Source organism: Deltaproteobacteria bacterium (assembly GCA_016210005.1).
GTDB lineage: Bacteria > Desulfobacterota > Binatia > HRBIN30 > JACQVA1 > JACQVA1.
The window spans coordinates 1-19,173 of sequence record JACQVA010000035.1 but is presented as its reverse complement, the minus strand read 5'-3'; the positions used below and the strand labels follow the sequence as shown (position 1 = coordinate 19,173).

Below are 19,173 nucleotides of genomic sequence, written 5' to 3'. Positions count from 1 at the left end.
CGCCCTGGACCAGAGGGAACCCAGCGCTCCTAATCACGGTCCGTTGGTTCTAGGGACTGAATTAACTGCTCGTGAGCCTTGCACTGGCGGTCGAATGTAAGGTAGGAGTCGGATTGGATTGTTAGGGGGAGATAACACACCGGTGGCGCAGGAGCCCGTTACTGTCCGTGAAGGAGCAGTGTCGGATGCAGCGATCGGCGGCGAACACCGCCTGCTGACAGCCAAGCAGCTGCATGGTCTTCAAGACCTCACCGACCAAGACCAGCCAGGCAACTGGAAAGCTGTCGAAATACTTGTCGACCATCTTGAAGACGAACTCGTGTTGGTTGCCTCTAGCCGAGTAATCGGCAGTGGTTTTGGTGAAATTAACATCGGGCAAGACTGGCCGCCCTGCCGCCTTGTCGCTGCTACTGCGAATGATCGCGGCAAGACTGGACTGTACGTCATGGTGACCACGGCCGGCTGGGTGATCGTCGGTCGGGCGGATAATCTCGGCGCTGTATGTGAACCGCGGCGACTGAACGGGTTTGATCCGCTGTGGGATCACGTCGTCTCGGTCGCGGTGACCAACCAGCAGCGCCGTGTGGGGCTGCGCTCGGACCTCTGGATTGTGGTCCGGCGTATCCCGCAAGACACGGAGGAACCCTTCACCGTCGTCGCTTATCATGGTTTGGTGTGGCTCGAAGCCGACAGACCGAGGCTGGAGCCGGCTGCGGACGATATGGAGACCAACGGAGTTGGGGGCTGGCAGGGCATCCCCGATCCGCGTCTGCCCACGGCCCTGGAGGAGTGGAACTTCTCAACCGCGGCTGGGATCGACCCGTTTGCCGGAATTCCGGAGAAGGCTGCTGCGGAGGCGCGCGCGGTTCTGGCACGTGCGCGGCGGGGTCCACAGGCTGTCGCGTGGGACGGTAGCGCCCTCTGTCTTGCAGTCGGCGACGAAATTATCCGACTCTACTGCGAAGCTGACGACTGGCAGCGTGCCTCACTGAGCGTGGAGTCGGTTACTGCCATCGCCGTATGCCGGCGTGATCTGGAAGTGCAGACGCGGGGCATTGCCGGATGCGACCATCGGCAATTGATTGCATTCTGTGGAAGGTATGGCGCCACGGAGGAGCTGTGGCGGCAACGGGTGGGCGATTCTCCCGTTGCTCTGGCCTTCCTGCCGCCGTCCGATGACGCAGCCTCACGAACGCGGTGGCCGGATCTGATGGTGGCATTCAGCGACGGTCGACTAAACCGGCTGCAATATGTTGGCCGCGACCTCATCCGAGAACGCTGGGAGGCCTGTTGGCAACATCTTCGCCTGGACAGTGCTGAAGAGCGGATCAAGGCCGCTCGCACCGATGGCCTTTCCGACTCGCAGCGGCGCCCGCTCTTGGTCGCCGTGGTCGAGAGCGTTCTTAAGGAAGCCGACCGAGCTTCGCCCCAGCAGCGGGCTGACCTGGTCGCACAGGTTGCTGGCCTCGTTTCCTCGACCGCCGACCCTCGAGTTCAGTCGCCTGCTGTTGCGCCCCTCCTGCAGGCGCTGGAACGACGCATCTCCGCTGCCGACCCTCCGCGGTTGCTGCCCGATGGGGTTGACTTCATTCCAGCGCTTCTCTGGAGCGTCTACTCAAATCAGGCGCCGCTGGCGATTCGCGAGCAGATTGATCGCACGGTGCGCGCCCTCAGTTGGCCCACTGCGCCAAGCGATCCGGCGTTCGAGCAGTTGCAGCAGCGCGCACGCCGCAACCGCGACGACGTGTGGCATGGTGCAGAACCTCGCGGAATCGACGACCTGATCGAGCGAGTCACGTTTGGGCTCGAACGCTGGGTCAACACTTATTTACCCGCGGACACTTTTCGGTTCGGCATCAGCCAACACCCGCGCGATGTGGTGGGCCTGGCCTCGGTTAGTTGCTCTGTGCACGGTCGCACGGGGGAAAGATGGCTGGCCGCGGCTGAACGGAACTCCGTGACCGTGACCACCTTGGATCGTTCGGGGCGAGTTAAGCTGCCCCATTCTATGCCGGTGTTTCCGGACATGGATAACGACGTAATCCGCAGCGTCCTACGCGTACGCGCCGATAAACAGGATCGCCTGCTGCTCGTCTCGGGCTCGGGCAGTCTGTACGTGTACGCGCTCGCATCGCCTGGTAACGAGCTTCGCTGCGTGCAGAAACTTCAAGCCCCCCCTGGCGGCAATGTCACCGCCGCTGCCACGTGCCCCGCCAACGCCGACTCCGCGCTTATTGCCGTCGTCTTGCGTCAACAGCACCGGTCACATCTGTGTACCTACCTCCTAGTAGGAAGCAGCATTCAGCCGACCAGTGAGCAGATACTGGATCTCGCCGACGTGTCCGCGATCGACCTCAGCACGGACGGTGCAGGTGCCTATCGACTGATTGCCTGCACTGGTCGGGCAGGACCGGCGGTGTTGTACCGGCTGGATCAAGGCGGCCGTCTCACCTCCCGCCGATGGTTATGGGCACTGGGGACTGGTGCACTTGCAGTGCGCTTCAGCGCATCCAACTCCCCGCAGTTCGCCGTAGTAGGAGCGCGTGACGGCCTGTTGTGGTGCGCCGACCTGAGTCAGCAGAGCGAGGTGCAGCGCCTGGCCTGGACCTGCCGGCTCGACGGAGGCATTCGCAGCGTCGACAGCGTCTCGATCGACGGCCAGCCCTATTTCCTCACTGGAACCGAAGACGGCAATCTCGACCTCGTAAGAGCTTCAGACGGCGGGCGGATCTGGACCCACCAGATCGACGAGCCGGTGCGCCAACTCGTCGTTATGGGTGAGCCCGATGGCTTGGCGATCGGTGCCCTGACAAGCGCGGGCGCGCTGAGTGTGTTCTCACGGGTGACCGCGCAGGATCGCGAGGCCACATGGAAGAAGGTCGTGACATTCTTGGAGCAGTTGCACGCGCAACCTATTGAGACGACCAGTCCGGCGTGGGCAAGGCCCCCCGCCGAAGCGGCGCGCGCAATCTACGACCTCCAGGTTGCCAACCGGCCATTCTCGGAAATCTTGCCGACGTGCCGGACGCGCGACGCACGGATCTTGGTCCTGCGCTTTTTGGCAGAGCGCGCAGTGAGGGTGCCGGCGGAAATAACCGAGCTGATCGAGAAACTGACGCCTCGCCAGCTCCGGCTCGTGCTATACCACGTACCGGACACGCAGCACGGTTGGGATGGCCCACTGCGCACCGAGTTACAGCGACGCATTTCGGCCCAAGGCAGCACACCCAGGGACCTCGACGCGCTGGCAGTCTTGTGGCTACAGCGCATTGGGCGGCGACAGCGACCGGTGTCCGGGTTGCGCGCTGCTCAGCTTGACGCGAAGTACTTCGCCTTCCCCTGGTTTTGCACCGAGTTCGCGCGGCTGCTGCTCCAAGCCGCACAACGCGAAGTTCGAGGCGACGGCGGTCTATTGCGGCACCTGGTTCCGGACCTGATCGAGTTGCCGCCGTCACTGATTGCCGCTTGCCTTGCGGTTCTCCCTTGGGATTCGGCGGCCCGGCGCGACTTCGAAGCGGTGTCGGCAATCCTTGAAGGCACGGAGGCGCCCGTAACTCCGTCGGCGGACATTCTCGACCAGCTCGCGACCGCGCTGCGGCCGGCTATCAAGAGCGGCCCTACCCACCTGCTGCTGTCAGCCCTGGTCGGCTTACACCGGTGTCACGGCCAGCTTTACCCGGATGCACAATGGGTGCGCCACCGGGAGGCGGCGCTTTCGTGTTTGCGGAAGTTGGCCGAAACTGCGTACTCGCTCACCGGCGCAGAGGGGGCACTTTCGGATCTCATCGCTGGCCTGCGAAGCATACTGCCTCGCGACCAACTGCCCGCCGATCAAGATCTTCTAAGCGCACGGGCGGGCTGGATCGCCACCGCGTTGCACGCTCTTGACCGCAAGGAAGTGGCCAACGTTCAACCGATCGCGGATCGCGGTCAGTGGCTTCCCTATGCGGTGAAGCTGGTCGAGCGCACGCGCGGTGTCCTGCGCGACGTCTTGGAATGTGAGCGCCGGTACGTCACGTCCTTGGTGCGGCCGCGTGTCGCTGTCGGCGACTGCGCGCTGGATGAAAGCAACCGTGTCCGCTTGCGAGTCCGGGTCACCCCCGAGGGGACCAGACAGCTCCGGGACGTCAGCCTCCTTTTCGATGCCGAGACTGATCACCAAGCAGGGCTGTCGCTGCCGGGTCAGACCAAAGCGCGGCTCGACCTCCCAGAGTATCCTGGTAGAACTGCGAGCCACGAGGTCCAACTTTCCGGCTATATCCTCCCAGGTCAAAGAGCCGTATCGGTGGGTGTTCGGCTGGTCGATCGTTCGGGCTTTCGGTCCGAGGAAACTTGGCAGCTTCCGCTTCCAGAGCCCAGGAGGATCGACCAGTTGACCCTTGCCTTGGCCGTACCGAGGGCCTACGAGGCATTTTGCGAAGCGATAAGGCAGAGCACAGCACAGGTCGTTCTTGCGGTGCTCGATGCCGACCTTGGGCGCGAGTCGTTCATCACCGACTGCCGGCAACGCTTAGGGTTCCAGCAACTCGATCTTGACGGCGTCGTTCGCGACCAGGGTGACGGCCGCCGGTATTCGGCGCGCCCGTTGGACGCACCGCTGATTGAGGAACGCGCTCGCGGCCTCGTCGATGATCTCCACCTCCCACCGGGTAACCTCCCGCCGCTCTTGTTTGCTCCCGTCGACGAGCTCATTCAGCGGCTCGTGGACGGGGAGTCGCCTGGCACGCTGGGGGCCGGCCTGGCGGCGCTGCGAGACTGGGCTGAACAGCGGCAGGGTCCTCGGGTGATCGTGCTGATCTCCTCGCTGCATGCCTGCCGTTTACGACCTCTCGGCCTGGGCCCGATTCAACTGATCGCCGGGCACGCCCCTCATGATGCATCAGAATCGGCCAGTGGGGCGCAGTTGCACACAGAACTCTCCGCCTTGGCGGCAAAGGAGCTGCGAATCGGGGAGGTTGACGCCACCAAGCTCGTTGCTCGGCTCGGTGGTGATCCCCGGCTTGTTCTCCGGCATCTCCGCTGGACCAAGACAAGAGACGGGCGCAGCCGCGAAGGCTTGACCGAGTTCCTTGCGCGCGATGATGTGGCGAACCTCCTGAAGGCCGAGCTGGCAGCACTGGATGCCTTCGACCTGATCGCAACGTTGGCGGGTGCTGAGGCGGCGACGTCTCTCAAGTTTGCAGAAGTCGCCCCTGGGCATGTGTCGGCGGACACACACCGATCGAGCACCATCACCAGCGCGCCAAAAATGCTGCAACAAACTGGCGAGACGTTCACGAAGGAGAGTCTCGACCGCCTGAGTTCCGATAGAAGTCCTCCGCAGTTTCTGCGCGTCGAAGGGTTCGGTACGGCCGGCACCGCAGAGGGTGGTCGCTGTGGCCTCACGGACGTAATACTGGGCCGCAGCAAAGAGCGGCGTGAAAAGACATTTCGCCACCTCGCAGACCTCGGGATCGGCACTTGGCTGGGCAGCGTGTTCCGCACCGTTTCGCCGTACCGGGAACTCATTCGTCGATTGTACGACGCCATACCGCCGGGCCCACAGCGGGACACCGCGGTATACGCCAAGCTCGTCGGGCCGGATCGGTCCCCTGCGGAGGCGGTCTCGCCAACCGACTTGGTCGATTTGTCCGAGCCAGATCTCCAGCGACTCATGCCGCAGACCACCCGGGAAGACCTGCGCTGTTTGCGCCGCCTTGCCCGTGTGTGGGCAGGGCAGGACGATGACGAGGTCGAGCGGGCGGTGCGAGAACTGTTTCGTGGAGATTCAGCGACCAGGTTGCCGGCGGCCTCGGCCGACTGGGATGCGCCCTTGGCCGGCGTGGGCGCCCTTGCTTTCCGTATTGCTCACGCCGGGGCCGCTGCCGGCGATGGAGGACACACCCACGTTCTTTGGACGGGTGACGACAGCAGCACGTCGCTCGATGCACTGAGCGGCGCGGTCGACGCGGCCGAAGCGCAACGCACGACAATCGATACCCGGCGTAAGGAAGAAGCTCGGGCCGCCGGGAAGGTTCGGGGGGACGAAGGCGATCATCCCCCCTGTCGCGTCATGGTGATCGGATCGAGGGCGCAAACGCTCGGCCTCGACCCGTCCCGCAAGCTGGCTGTGTTTGGATTGCGTGACCTGATCGACGCTGCCTGGGTTGGCAGCATGAAGGATAACCTCATCCGCAAGGCGCGTGCGCAGCTTCGCCTTAGCGCGTTCTCGCCGTTTCAAACCGCCGGATCCCTGCCGCCGGGCAGCCGCTTGTTCTTCGGGCGCGACGACGAGCTTGATTTCATTCGCGTGAACATCCGGCGGACGAGCATCCTGGTTGTCGGCTGCCGGCGCGTGGGCAAGACCAGTCTGCTCAACCAAGTGCGCTATTGGGCGCAAACTGAGCGGGACCTTCTGCCGATCTACGTTAACCTCGAAGGCGTGGGGGACCGCAATTCGTTTATTGCAGCTGTGGACACAGAGCTGAAGGCCCTCACGCCCCAAGGGACGCCCCAGCTCAACGCTGGATTGGCCCCACGAGAAGCACTGCGCGTCTTCGGCCAAGAGCTGAAAGGCCGCGGGATGATACCCGTGTTCCTGCTCAATGAAGTGGACGAACTCGTCGAGAAGGACAGCCCGTTCATCCACGAGCTGCGTGGGATGAACGACGACGGCCTGGCGCGCTTCGTCATGGTTGGATACTCGGTCATCAGCCGCCTTGCCTCGCAAGGTAGTCCTTTTTACCACTTCACAGAGGGGAGCAGCTTCGACCGGAAAGCCATTGTGCTGACCGCACTCTCCCGGGATGCAGGCCGCAAATTACTTGGTCAGTTGGAGGGTGGGGACCTGCAACTGAAGTGGCGGAGCGAGGCAGAAGGGAGAGCCGCGTATGACACGTTCCTCGACCGGAGCTACTGCATCCCGTGGGTGCTGCAAACATACGGGCGCCTATTGGTCGAACGCCTCGAAGCCGATCGGCGCGAGGTGCTGACCAAGCCCGACGCCGAGGCAGTTGTGGGGAACGCTCCCGGGGAGGACTCGGTCGTATGGCGCTTCATCGAGAACATTCGGTATGACGGGTTGGGCTATCGGGAGGCCAGTGAGGAAGACGAGAGGACATCACCGCGGCTACGCCCCGAGACCCTGCGCGCCGGCTTCCAACTTGTCCTGTTCGCCGTGGCACGCCAACGCTACTTCCTCGGTGGTGCCCGGGCCCCGATCCGTGACCGGCGGCTGAGCGAACGCTCCCCGCTAGACAAGGACCTCGGGTTCACCGTCGCCGATGCTCGCGGTGTCGTGAAGGACACGATCCGCGACCTTCTGCGCCCCAGCGAACGACCCGCCATCGAGGATTGGTTCGACCGGCTTGATCTCGAACAAGCGCTGCGTCTGCTGACCTTGACGCTGATGCTTGAACCAGACCCGGCGCAATACGACCGCTACGGCTTCTTGCTCCATATCGTTCCGATGGAGCTGGCACGCAAGTATGCCGATGCAGACCCCACGCTTGACGGGCGCATCGTGCAAAAGACCACCGACCTCATTGAGTGCATGAGGTGAGGCCAGGGAGGGACAATGCCTTCGCGCGAGAACCTGGATTTCGATGTAGTCCCCGGCCGGCGCCGGCCGGAGCCGCGCATCCAGTGGAAAGCTCACTATCCAATGATCGCCATCGGCGCATACGGTGTGCCAACCGATCTCCCCGGTAAGGAGGCAAAGCTCGCAAAGAAAGACGCTCAAGAAAAACGCGACGTCCTGCTCTTGTCGGAGAGAGAGGCTGGCACCCGTAACTTCCTCGATTGGTGGCGAGGTCGCCTGAGTGCGGACAAGAAACCTTCGGTGCTTGTTCACGGCAATGCGTGGGGAGAAGAACTGTTCGAATGGCCGACAGACCAGCACCGCGACGAGACCGTGATAAATGCGCTTCGGGCGCTGGGTGCCGGTCCCAACGTTGTTGATCGGGCAACCGCGTTGGCCCGCTGGGCTGCAACACTCACGAGCCCGTTCACTCTGCTCATTCGTGAGCTCAGCAGCATGGGTGAGCCGGCCGCAGTGGACGTGGCGACAGCCTTGCGCGTTCTGCGTGAACTGGACCGGAACTCGTACCCGAATCTCCACGTGTTGGTGACCGATACATCTGAGGCGATCTACGTGGATAGCCGAGATCGATCGGGTTATGGCGCCCTTTGTCATCAGTATCGCATCGCTCCGCTCGGTAGCGCCGCAATAGAGGCGCTCGGAGGATGGGAAGGCCCCAGGGAGAAGCCGAAGCATAAGAAGGATGAGATATGGCCCCAACTGTCTTTTGCGGACGGCGCTTCCGAAGTCTTCCTGGAGCACACCGGCGGCCAGCGCCTGTTGGTGCGGCACCTGCTGCACAGATTGCGCGAGCGCGCCAGAAGCGTCGGATGTGCCAATCTTGACTTGGCGCGCGGAGACATCGAGGGCGCCGCCCGTCAGATGGGGGATTCTCCGCCCAGCGAGGTGAAGCTGTGGCAGGAGGATTTGCAGCAGTTGCTGAAGCGCGAGCCCAACCTCGTGCACCGCATGCGGGCATACGTCCTCGGCGAAACGATCGGCCCGGCTGAGTTCCCGCCGCCGGCGAATGAGCGCAGCCTCTTCATCGCCGGCTGGCTGAAGCCGGACCGCGACGGTCGCTGGGGCATCGCCTCGCTCTTCCATGTGCACCTGGCCCGCCCTGTCCTCGATGAGTTCCGCCACATTGGCCGCTAGGGACACCCGATGACTACACAGCTCACACCCCAACAAGAGAACGCCCTCACGCAGCTGCATGAACGGCTTGTTTCCGTGGCCGCCGGTTATGCCGAAGAGGAGAAGACTCAGGTCGAGCGCACGGACAACTCCTTCGGTATTCTTGGGGCCCGCGGATCAGGGAAGTCCACGATCCTGGCCAAGCTGTACGAGAAGCTGGCCACCGCCAAGAAGCCGGAGCTGTACCCGTTGGAGGCCATTGACTGCTCGGTGCTGCCGCCAGAGATCGCACCCGGCACAGCCGTCCTGTTGCGGCTGAAGCACTGTGTGGAGAAGGATCTCCGCGAGCTCCAAGGGCGCGGGGAGAAACTGCTCTCAGATCTAGACGAGTTGGTCGGCCGCTACACGCGTCTCGAACAAAGCTACCGCGACCTGTGTCTCGAAATCTCCAGCTCAACCGAAGACTATAGCTATTTCGTGGTCCGCGGTTTGACGGAACGGTCCGACCTCCGGGAGAAGCTGAGCAACTGGCTGAAGGAGGCACTCCAACACCTGAAGCGCCACGCCTTCGTCGCGCTGCTCGACGACTTCGACCTGGTGCCGGCAGAGGAGGTTCGCCGCTGGCTGCGCGGGCTGTTGGACGAGCTGTGCCAAACCCGATTGCTCTTTGTCCTGACGGCCGACTTCCACCGGCTGGAGCACCTCAGTTGGGACCCGAAGGCGGAAGTGGACGACGTCACCGGCCGCCACCTTCTCCTCAAGCTCCTCCCGCCGGAGCGCCGCGTCTCCCTGGAAGAGTGGTTGCCCGAAGACCGCAGGCGGTTCCCACCCAACCTCCGCCCTGAAGAGCGTCGGCTGTGGGACATCCTGAAGCCCTTCGTGACCAGCAAGGAGAACGGCAACGGCGAGGGCACGCTGGAGGCGTTGACGGCCACTCTGTTGCCGCCTTGGCCTCGAGGTCTGCGCAACCTGTATCACACTCTCACCGCGCAGCCGCCTCCACGGGGGCACGGGCGTTCGTTTCTCTCGTTATTGGCCACCTGCCGCGGTGAATCGCTTCTAGCTCGGCGCATCGACGAGACCGAGCTGGAGCAATGGGTCGGCATGCTCAAGTTCCCGGATCATCACCTGACCCGCGAGCAATGGTCGGAGATGGTGGAGGCAGCCCGCACACGGGCCACCCCGCAGAATATCGAGAGCCTTCGCCCGCTGCGTGACCTCGTGCCTGTCCCGACGTCGGAGGACCTCAAGACACTGCTCCCCGCCGTGCAAGGTGACGAACGAGCTGCGCCACCCATTGCCATCGAGCTGGACGCGTGGAGCCGCAACCCGGCTTGGCGTGACCCGTTGCGCCACGACCGGTTGCGCGTATTGCCTCTCCGCGATGCCGCTGACGCGGCTCAGCCATTGTGGGCGGAGCTGCTCATCGACCGCGGCCTCACGTACTCTGCCCGCAATCGGGCCACCTTCACGGATACCTGGGCGCCGGCGCATCGCCGGTTATCGCGCGCCCACCTCGCTGTGGCGGCGACTACAGAGACGCTGCGGCGCTTCTTTGACAACCCGCTGGTGGTGAAGGCACGCGCGTCGCTGTTGTGGCTACACCGCCCAGCCGACAAGCCGGAGTGCGTGCAGATTGGTTGGCCGCCGCTGCTTGACGCCCTTCGCGGCGCGCGGGATCCGCTGTCATCCGACCTGCTTGCCGACCTGTTGATCGACACAGCGGCTTTGGAGGGCGAATTGCCCAAGATCGGAGACGAGAAGACGCTGCTTCTATTGCCGGATGAGCTGTGGGCGACCATATTGCTCGTGGATGCACTTGAACGTTGTCCCTGGTCAACGCTCTCAGCCCCTTCGGACTGGGATGTGGAAACGTACATCGGCCTTGCGGCCGCCTTCGTTCGCACGGCTTATTTCTTTGCCTTGCATACGACCGGCCAGACTGTTTCTTCCCACCTGTCGAAAGCCCAATGCGACCTGCTCGAGGTGCTCGAAACGCGAGATCCCGCCACACTGCTGAGGCCGAGCGGTGACGCCCGGAGCCAAAGCCGGCAGGAGCGCCTGTTGGCGCTGCTCAAGAGCCTGTTCAACGATCAGCCAAGCCCACTTCTGAAGAATCGGAACGACGCACTCTCACGCGCAGCACGAGCCTATCTGGGCTCTCCCATCTACACTTCCGTTGCCGCCCTGCTCGGGAGCGCTGGCTCGGCAAACTCAGCGAGCGCGTAGCGGCCGGCTGATGGACGATCCGGCCATTTCGATCTCCCAATCGCTGGTCCGCGCCCTATGGCTGGTCGATAACCATCTCGTCGACTGCGCCACGCCGAGTCCGCGCGAGCACGATCCAAGAACCGTCGAGGCTGCCTGGCGTCTGGCCTTGCGCATCCGCCTCGAAGCGCTCGGGCTGCGGGACGATGTTACCATTGATCAGGCTGTCAGCCGGTTCCTCCGCTTCACGCCCTCGCTGCTGGCGAACGTGAACCGCCTCTGCGAGGCGCTGTTCGAGCGGCACCACGGGTTACCGGTGATGTGTTCGGAGCCGCTTTGCCGGCGGGTGGCACGTGTGATCGACCCCGACGTGCTGGTGTGCCTTTACCCTGGGCTGGCCCTGCCGCCCGACGAACGCTTCGACTGGGCGGCGGTTCCGCTCCGGCACAACAGCCGCACCGTGCAATTACTGCGCGATGCAAGCGTCGACACGCACATTCACCTCGGTGGAGCGTTACCTCCGCTCTATTACTGGCTCGCCCTGATGGGCGGTGAGGTGTCGCTCGATACGCTGGTGGTCTTGCCATCGGCACGCAGGCAGACGGCGCCATTCCCGGAGTGGCGGTTGGCGGTCATGGACGCGATCTGGCTTCGCCTGCAGCTGGCGCGCCGCCTTCAGGCCATGCAAGGGCCGGCGTCGGGTCAGCGTCTCTTTCCCCACCTCCCGCCGGCCGAGCAGTGGAAACTGCCGGACAAAACGCCCGATTCACCGGCCGCGGTGCGGGACACCGCGCTCCGCCTGAGCGCGCCCTCGCGCCGGTTCGCGCAGCAGTTTGACCATCGCGGCCCGTTCTCGGATCCCCTGCGAACTCACCGTGCGCCCCACGCGCGCGTCCACTACGCCGAGGGCGAGCGCAGGCTCCTGTATCACCTCGGGTCCTATCTGCGGCTGCAGCCGAGCACGGGACCACAGAAGTCGGCACAGGCAGAGGTGGCGGATGAACTCCTGAGATACCTGCGGGTGCGCAACGCGTTTCACAGCCTGCTTGTTCACGACAACGGTACCGATGGGTTGTTCCGCTTTCGCGAGCCGATGCAGCGCCGCGGGTTTGTCAACGGCAGGCGCCGGAGCGGCCGCAGCGCTCGATCGCGCCGGCGCTTTCGGCGCTTCATGTTCCGCATCGAGCGCAACCGCATGGCTACCGCGCTCGACGCTGCCCTGCTCAGCCATTTCGACGGCACGGGGCTCGGCCCCCACCGCCCTCACCGCCGTATCGAGATGCGTGTGTCGGTGACAAAGGGAACGGCCCTGCTGCCGACCATTCACGCGTGGCTGAAGGGTTTCGCGGATCATCTTCAGCCTGGTTGGGATCGCCGGCCATCGCTGTTCGCGATCCCCGCAGTTCCGCGGACGACGATCAGCAGGTCTCAACTCGGCCTCGTCTTCCACGCGCACAAGAGCGGCGACGAACGCAAAGGCCGGGCTGACGCTGCAACCCTCGCGCGTGCCGACGCCAACAGACTCTGGGGCGTGCTCAAAGATTACCCGCACCTGAGGCGGTTCATTACCGGATTCGATGCGGCTGGCCGCGAGCGCCTCACTCCTCCCCGAGATTTTGGCGCGGCGTTCGGCCACCTCCTGGAACGCCAGTGTGCACATCGCGCCCGCCCCGGTGAGGAGCCGGTGCGCTTGGGCTGGACGTTCCATGTCGGGGAGGACCTGAGTGATTTTCTCACCGGACTGCGACACGTCGACGAAGCCGCCACTTTGCTCGTGCGCGGCGCCGGACGGTTGGGGCACGCGCTGGTTCTTGGCGACGATCCGCAGCGCTTCTACGACCGCCGGCGCGGCGAGACGGAGCCGAGCATCGGGACACACCTGCTCGACCTCGTATGGGCCTGGGGCCGGCTGATGGATGCTGGGTGCGGGGATCAATGCCCGTGGCTGGAAGAGCGGATTCTGCGCTTGGTGCAGGAACGCCGCCGGACGCAGGGAGAGAAAGGGGCGTCACCAAACATCGGCGGTTGCTTCCGTTCGATGGGCCTCACCGCCCCGGCGATGCGCGTTGCGTCTGAAGCAAAGCTGCTCGCGGAGCTCACCTTCGCGGGCGATGCGCGGGAGAGCATTCCCATCCGTCCGGAACCACACTGGATCGACCTATTGAGGAGGCTGCAAGCTCTCCTGCAGGAACGCTTGGCCCGCTTCGAGCTGTGCGTGGAGGTGTGCCCGACCAGCAATGTGCTGGTAGCAGGCTTCGACGCCTATGAGCAGCTACCCTATCGCAGCCTGGTCGACGCCGGACTCGCGGTTTCCATCAACACCGACAACCCCGGGCTGTTCATGACTTCGCTGCCGGCGGAATTCGCCGCGCTGCACCAGGTGCTGATCGGTTCGATGTCGCACCGCCGCGCGCTGGAATGGCTGGCAGCCCGCCGCTTCGACGCGGATCAAAGTACCTTCGTTGGCCATCACGTACCAACTGGGGAGAACGCACTCGCTGCAATTGCCAGAATGTAGTTGTCAGTCCGAAGCGTGCTCTCCGAGCGCGTCTTGACTCACGCCTTGGCGATGTTTACGCGCGTGTCGCGGTCGACGGCGTTGGGCTCGTAGAAGGCGAAGCTCCAGCGCAGGTGGCCATAGTCGCCGACGAGTTGCGTCGGCTTGATCGGGCTGGGGATGAGAAACTGATGGCTCTTCTGCCCGGCGTACTGGAACGGCTCCCAGGCGTGATACAGGTGCACCTGGCCGGGATGGATCGTGCCGGTGAGAACGGCGCGCGCGACGAACTCGTTCAGATCGTTCCACACCCGCACGCGGTCGTGATCGGCGATGCCGCGCTCGCGGGCCTCGCGCTCGTTCAAGAACACCACCGGCTCGCCGCGCTGCAGGCGCAGCATCATCGGGTGGTCGCGCCACATCGAGTGAATGCTCCAGCGGGTGTGGCCGCTGGTGAGAAAGAACGGATGGTCGCCGCCCGCCGCCGGTGGTTGCTTGAAGGTCGGCAGTTCCTCGCCCAACTCAAGAAACCACGGGTGATCTATGTAAAACTGCTGGCGCCCGGTGAGCGTCGGGTACGGGCGCCGCTTCTCGACGAAGTCGCGTAGCGGCGCGATCGGCTCGTCCGGCCTGTAGTCACAGAAGAAGTTGCTGGTGGGCGAATCCGGCCCCAGGCTCTTGACGCGGATCGCGCCGCCCGCACGCCGCAAATCGTCCAAAGCGATGCCCTTCGAGGCGCCCGACATGCTGAGGATGTATTCGAGCACACCCTCCTCATCCTTGGGCCCAAAGCGGCCGTCGTCGCTGTAGCGCTCGCCCAGCGCCGCCAGGTCGCAGGGCTGGCCGCGAAAACTCATGGTCTCGCTCACTCCGCGTTTCTTCGCCTCCGCTGCCACCTGCTGCGCCAGCAAGGAGTAGATCTCCCACTCCGGCTTCGACTCGCCTGCCGGCGCAGTCGCGCGGTCGGCCAGCGTGATGTAGGGGACCAGGCCAACGACATACTTCAGACCCATCTTCTCGTACCAGCCGGCCGCCGGCAGCACGATGTCGGCGTAGCGCGCCGTCTCGCTCATGCGAAAGCCGATGTCGACGACCAGGCGAGCGCTGGCGAACAACGTCTCGCGCACGCGCTGCCCCATGCGGCTGTGCCGCAGCACGTTGCCGCAAATCGAGATGATCACTTCGGGTGACGCGCCGCCCGGCGGCACGCCGATCGGAAAGTGGCCCTGGGCCAGTGCCTCGTCGAGATACGCCTGCGCGGGTCGAGGAAGCGAGGGGTCGCCGTGCTCCCGGGCGAGCCGGTACTCGCCTAAGCCGGCATGCACGGTGTGAAAGAGCGTGCTCGAAATGTAACCCGACAAAAACTCCGCCTTCACCTCCTCCGGGCTCATGTATGCCCGCGCGCCCAGCCAGATCAGCGGCAGCATGCCCAAGCGATCGCGGCCGCCGACGAGCCCGAGACCTTCGAGGTCGATCCAGCCCCCCGAGTGCCAGCCGCTGCCCGGCTTGCCGATGTTGCCCGTCAGCGACGCCATTAGGAGTTGGGCACGCTGGTTCAGATCACCGTGGTAGTGCTTGTTGATGCCGTAGCCGATGATGATCAGCGCCGCCGGCGCCTGGGCAAAATCGCGGGCGAAACGGCGAATCACCTCCGCGCTCACGCCCGTGATGCGTTCCGCCGCCTCGGGCCGGAACGTTTGCAGCCGCTCGCGCAGCAACGAGAAGACGGTCCGCACCGCCACGCGCTCCCCGGAGGCGAGTTGCACATCGCCGCGCATTTCGAGTGCCGGTCGCATGCCGCCGGGCAGCGCGATCGTGCGCTGTGAGCTGCCCATCGATCCGGGGGCCCAGACGAGCCGCCGCGCCGCCTCGTCCCACACCGCGAAGACGCTGTCGCTGCCGCCCTTGACCACGTCCGACTCGCGCAGGTAGCGGCGCGTGTCGTCGCGCACGAGCAAGGGCAGGTCCGTCTGCTCGCGGATGTAATCGGGGTTGTGGCGGTTCTCTTCGAGGATCACCTGGCAGGCGCTCAGCGCCAGGGCGGCATCGGTGCCCACATGCGGCGAGATCCACAGGTCGCCGTGGATCGCGGTCTGGTTGTAGTCGGGGGCGATCGTCACAACCTGTGCACCACGGTAGCGCGCCTCGGAGAGGAAATGCGCGTCGGGGATGCGCGTGACCGCCGGATTGAAAGACCAGCAGACGATGTACTTGGAGCGAAACCAATCGTCCGAGCTGCCGCCGGTGAAGCCCGCGCCGATGGTGATGACGGCGCCGACCGACAGGTCACCGGTGTGCGCCGTCGGATCGGTGATGGGCACGCCGATCTGGCGGAAGAAGCGCAGCGTGCTCGCCAGGGTGCAGCCGAAGTCGAAGTTGCCGCCGAGCTCGCACACCGCGCCGCCGCCGCCGCGCCGCACCAGCGTGTCGACCAGCACGCCGGCGATCTCGCCCAGGGCCTCGTCCCAAGTGATTCGTTGCCACTGGCCCGAGCCCCGTGGCCCCACCCGCTTGATCGGGTAGCGCAGCCGCGTCGGGCCGAGCAGCAGGTCGGCGCAGCTCGCGCCTTTCTGGCAGCCGCGCGGATTCCAGTCGGGCACGGTTGCATTCGAGGCGGCGTACGGCGCCGACTGCTCCTCGCGCCAGACGATACCGTCGCGGACGTACAGGTTCCACGCGCAGGCGGCGATGCAGTTCGCGCTCGTGTGCGTGCCGCACGCGATCTTGTCCCAGCGCCATTGCGCACGGTAGACGTCTTCCCAGCCGCGGTACGTGGGCGCCGGCGCGGCAGCTGCGGCCAAGCTTTCAGCCCAGGTCAGCCGCCGCAAGCTCAGTGCCAGCGCGCCGCCGGCACCGAGTTGCAGAAATGCCCGCCGGGAAATGGATGCCATGATGAATTCTCAATCGACCCGGCTCCGCTGGGAGCGCTGCAGCCAGCGTATACCAAAGCCGATCTCGGAGACAAAGGTTTGTTCGCCTCAATGCCCGGTGCGGCCCGGGGCCTCGCGGTGGGGCCTGGCGGGGTTGGGTGCCGGCGCGGGCAAGTGTAACCTGCGCATCCGGGAGGCCCGATGGGCTTGCTGCCCATGCGCTTGACCCCCTGCGGTGTCGTCTATATCGTTAACTCACTGCCATGAACCGCCGCCAACCGAAGCGTGGCCTGTTCTCGCGCTTCGGCCGCTTTGTTCGCCAGTTGGTTTTGACCCTGGTCGTGCTCGGGGCCGTGGGCGCGACGGCAGCAGTCGCGGTGATTTACTGGGAGGTCACCTCGACGCTACCGCCGTTGGATCAGATCGGCGAGTATCATCCGCCGATGGCCACGCAGGTCTTTGCCGACGACGGGACGCTGATCGGCGAACTCTATGTCGAGCGGCGCTATCTGACGCCGATCGAGCAGATCCCAGTGCTGGTGCGCAACGCCTTCATTGCCGCCGAAGACGAGGCCTTCTATCGCCATCGGGGCGTGGACCTGGTCAGCATCTTGCGCGCGCTGCTCAACAACCTGGCCTCGGGCGCCAAGCTGCAGGGCGGCAGTACGATCACGCAGCAGGTGGTCAAGTCGCTGCTGCTGACGCCGCAGAAGAGTTACACGCGCAAGCTGCGCGAGATGGTGCTGGCGGTGCGGCTGGAACGGCAGTTGAGCAAGGACGAGATTCTCCACTTATATCTGAACCACATCTATCTCGGCAGCGGCGCCTACGGGGTGGCGGCCGCGGCCCAGGAGTATTTTGGAAAGCCGCTGCACGACCTCAGCGTCGCGGAAGCGGCGCTGCTGGCCGGCTTGCCGCAAGCGCCCAGCCGCTACTCGCCGTTTCGCCACTGGCCGCAGGCCAAGGCCCGGCAGCGCTACGTGCTCGACCGCCTCTATGCCGCCGGCCTCATCACCGCCGGTGAACGCGAGGGCGCACGGCGCGCGCCCCTCGCGCTGGCACCGCGGCGGGGTAGCTACCTCGCCGCGCCCGATTACGTCGAGCACATTCGCCGCCTACTCGAAGAACGTTACGGCGAGAGCGCGCCCTATCAGCTCGGCCTCAAGGTCTACACCCCGGTCAACGTGGCCATGCAGGCAGCGGCGGAAACGGCGCTGCGCGATGGCTTGCGCGAACTCGACGCGCGCGAGCGCTATCAGGGCTCGCTACGGCACCTCACTGCGGGTGAGAGTGTCGAGTTCTTGCGGCAGCAGGCGCAAGCCCTCGGCGACACCCCGCTGCTGCACCGCCGTACCTACGAGGCGGTGGTGAGCGACACGCGCAACGGCATCGTGCGGGTCAAGGTGGCCGGCTTCCAGGGCCTGCTGCAAACCACGGCCAGCGACGGCAAGAGTGCACCGGTATTGGCGGCGCTGAGCGCCGGCGACGTGGTGCGGGTGCAGGTGGCCGCGCCCGGCCAGGGAGCCGACTATCGCTTCGTGCTCGACCAGAGCCCGCTAGTGGAAGGCGCGCTGGTGGCGCTGGAGCCCAGCTCCGGCGCGGTCAAGGCGATGGTCGGCGGCTACGACTGGGAGCGCAGCCAGTTCAACCGCGTAGTGCAAGCGGCGCGGCAACCGGGCTCGGCGTTCAAGCCGCTGGTCTATGCCGCCGCGCTCGACCACAACTACACGCCGGCCTCGATTGTGGTGGATGGCCCGATCTCGTTTGCCGACAACAGCGGCGTCTGGGCGCCGCACAATTACGAGAACAAGTTCTTCGGCCCGACCACGCTGCGCGACGCGCTCGCCTTTTCGCGCAACGTCGTCACGGTCAAAATCACGGTCAACATGGGCCTGAAGTACCTGCTGGCCTATCTCCAGCAACTCGGCCTCAACGCCAACCTGCAGCCGAATCTCTCGGTGGCGTTGGGCTCGGCCGAGGTCACGCCGCTCGAACTTGCCACCACCTACGCCGTGTTCGCCAACCAAGGCTTGCGCCCCGAGCCGATATTCATCAGCAAGATCATCGATAGCGAGGGCAACACTCTGGCGGAAACCGCGCCGCAGCTGCGGCAGGTGATCGCGCCGGCGACCGCGTACCAGATCACCAGCATGCTGCAGGACGTCATCCGCCGCGGCACGGGCAAGAAGGCGCTGGAGCTGGAGCGGCCCGCCGCCGGTAAGACCGGCACCACCAACGACTTCATGGATGCCTGGTTCGTCGGCTATACGCCGCAACTGCTGGCCGGCGTTTGGGTTGGCTTCGACGAGAAGCGGGAACTCGGGGCGAAGGAGACCGGCGGGCGGGTGGCCGCCCCGATCTGGACGCGCTTCATGCAGCGCGCGCTGGAGGGGCAGCCGATTCTCGACTTCAGCGTGCCCGAGGGGCTGGCGTGCGTGCCGATTGATCCCCACAGCGGCCAGCGCGTGCGCTTCGGCGGGGCGGCGCTGCTCGAATGCTTCAAGCCCGGCAGCGAACCGGGCGCGTCGCAAGCACTGGTGCGCGTGGCGGACGAGGCCCCGGCCGGCGCCGCCCCGGCCCCGGCGGTGCTGGACTTCTTCCGCAGTGAAGATTGAGGGCGAGTGAGGAAATTGCGCCGATCACCGATCAGCGCGCTGTGGCCTGGTGCCGCCGCGACGATCGGCGCAACAGGGGTGCGCGACAAATTTGTGGGTGACGTGGTTCGGTGTTATGGCCGTCATTCCCGCGAAAGCGGGAATCCAGTTTGGCGTTTGGCGCTATGGACAAGCAGTTCTGCGTTTACATCCTGGCCAGCAAACGGAACGGCACGCTGTACATTGGGGTGACCTCAGAGCTGGCAACGCGGGTGTGGCAGCATAAGAGCAAGGTAGTGGAGGGTTTTTCGG

The 19,173-nt window shown here is 65.0% G+C and carries 7 protein-coding genes; 6 read left to right on the top strand and 1 reads right to left on the bottom strand.

Annotation, left to right across the window (positions count from 1 at the left end; genetic code table 11):
* The first annotated feature begins 142 nt into the window (after positions 1-142).
* Genes HY699_04670 through HY699_04655 form a run of 4 tightly spaced genes read left to right on the top strand, consistent with a single transcriptional unit; the run spans position 143 to position 13,418 of the window.
* Entirely contained in the window at positions 143-7,540 is a 7,398-nt protein-coding gene (locus tag HY699_04670; protein MBI4515094.1) for an ATP-binding protein, read from the top strand.
* A 15-nt stretch (positions 7,541-7,555) separates the two neighbouring features.
* The gene (locus HY699_04665; GenBank protein MBI4515093.1) at positions 7,556-8,713 is read left to right on the top strand and encodes a hypothetical protein; all 1,158 of its coding nucleotides are present in this window, start codon (positions 7,556-7,558) and stop codon (positions 8,711-8,713) included.
* Positions 8,714-8,722: 9 nt separating this feature from the next.
* Positions 8,723-10,921: a hypothetical protein gene (locus HY699_04660; protein MBI4515092.1), complete on the top strand. Its 2,199-nt coding sequence runs from the start codon at positions 8,723-8,725 to the stop codon at positions 10,919-10,921.
* A 10-nt stretch (positions 10,922-10,931) separates the two neighbouring features.
* A complete protein-coding gene (locus HY699_04655; protein ID MBI4515091.1) occupies positions 10,932-13,418 on the top strand; it encodes a hypothetical protein in 2,487 nt (828 codons plus the stop codon).
* 38 nt (positions 13,419-13,456) lie between these two features.
* On the opposite strand, the gene HY699_04650 is transcribed toward HY699_04655, so the two are convergent.
* Positions 13,457-16,288 carry a molybdopterin-dependent oxidoreductase gene (locus tag HY699_04650; GenBank protein ID MBI4515090.1) on the bottom strand — a complete coding sequence of 944 codons (2,832 nt, stop codon included), beginning with the start codon at positions 16,286-16,288 and terminating at the stop codon, positions 13,457-13,459.
* A 242-nt stretch (positions 16,289-16,530) separates the two neighbouring features.
* On the opposite strand from HY699_04650, the gene HY699_04645 reads away from it, so the two are divergent.
* A complete protein-coding gene (locus tag HY699_04645) occupies positions 16,531-18,882 on the top strand; it encodes a PBP1A family penicillin-binding protein (GenBank protein ID MBI4515089.1) in 2,352 nt (783 codons plus the stop codon).
* Between the two features lie 164 nt (positions 18,883-19,046).
* A partial coding sequence (locus HY699_04640) for a GIY-YIG nuclease family protein (GenBank protein MBI4515088.1) occupies positions 19,047-19,173 on the top strand: 127 nt, incomplete at its 3' end.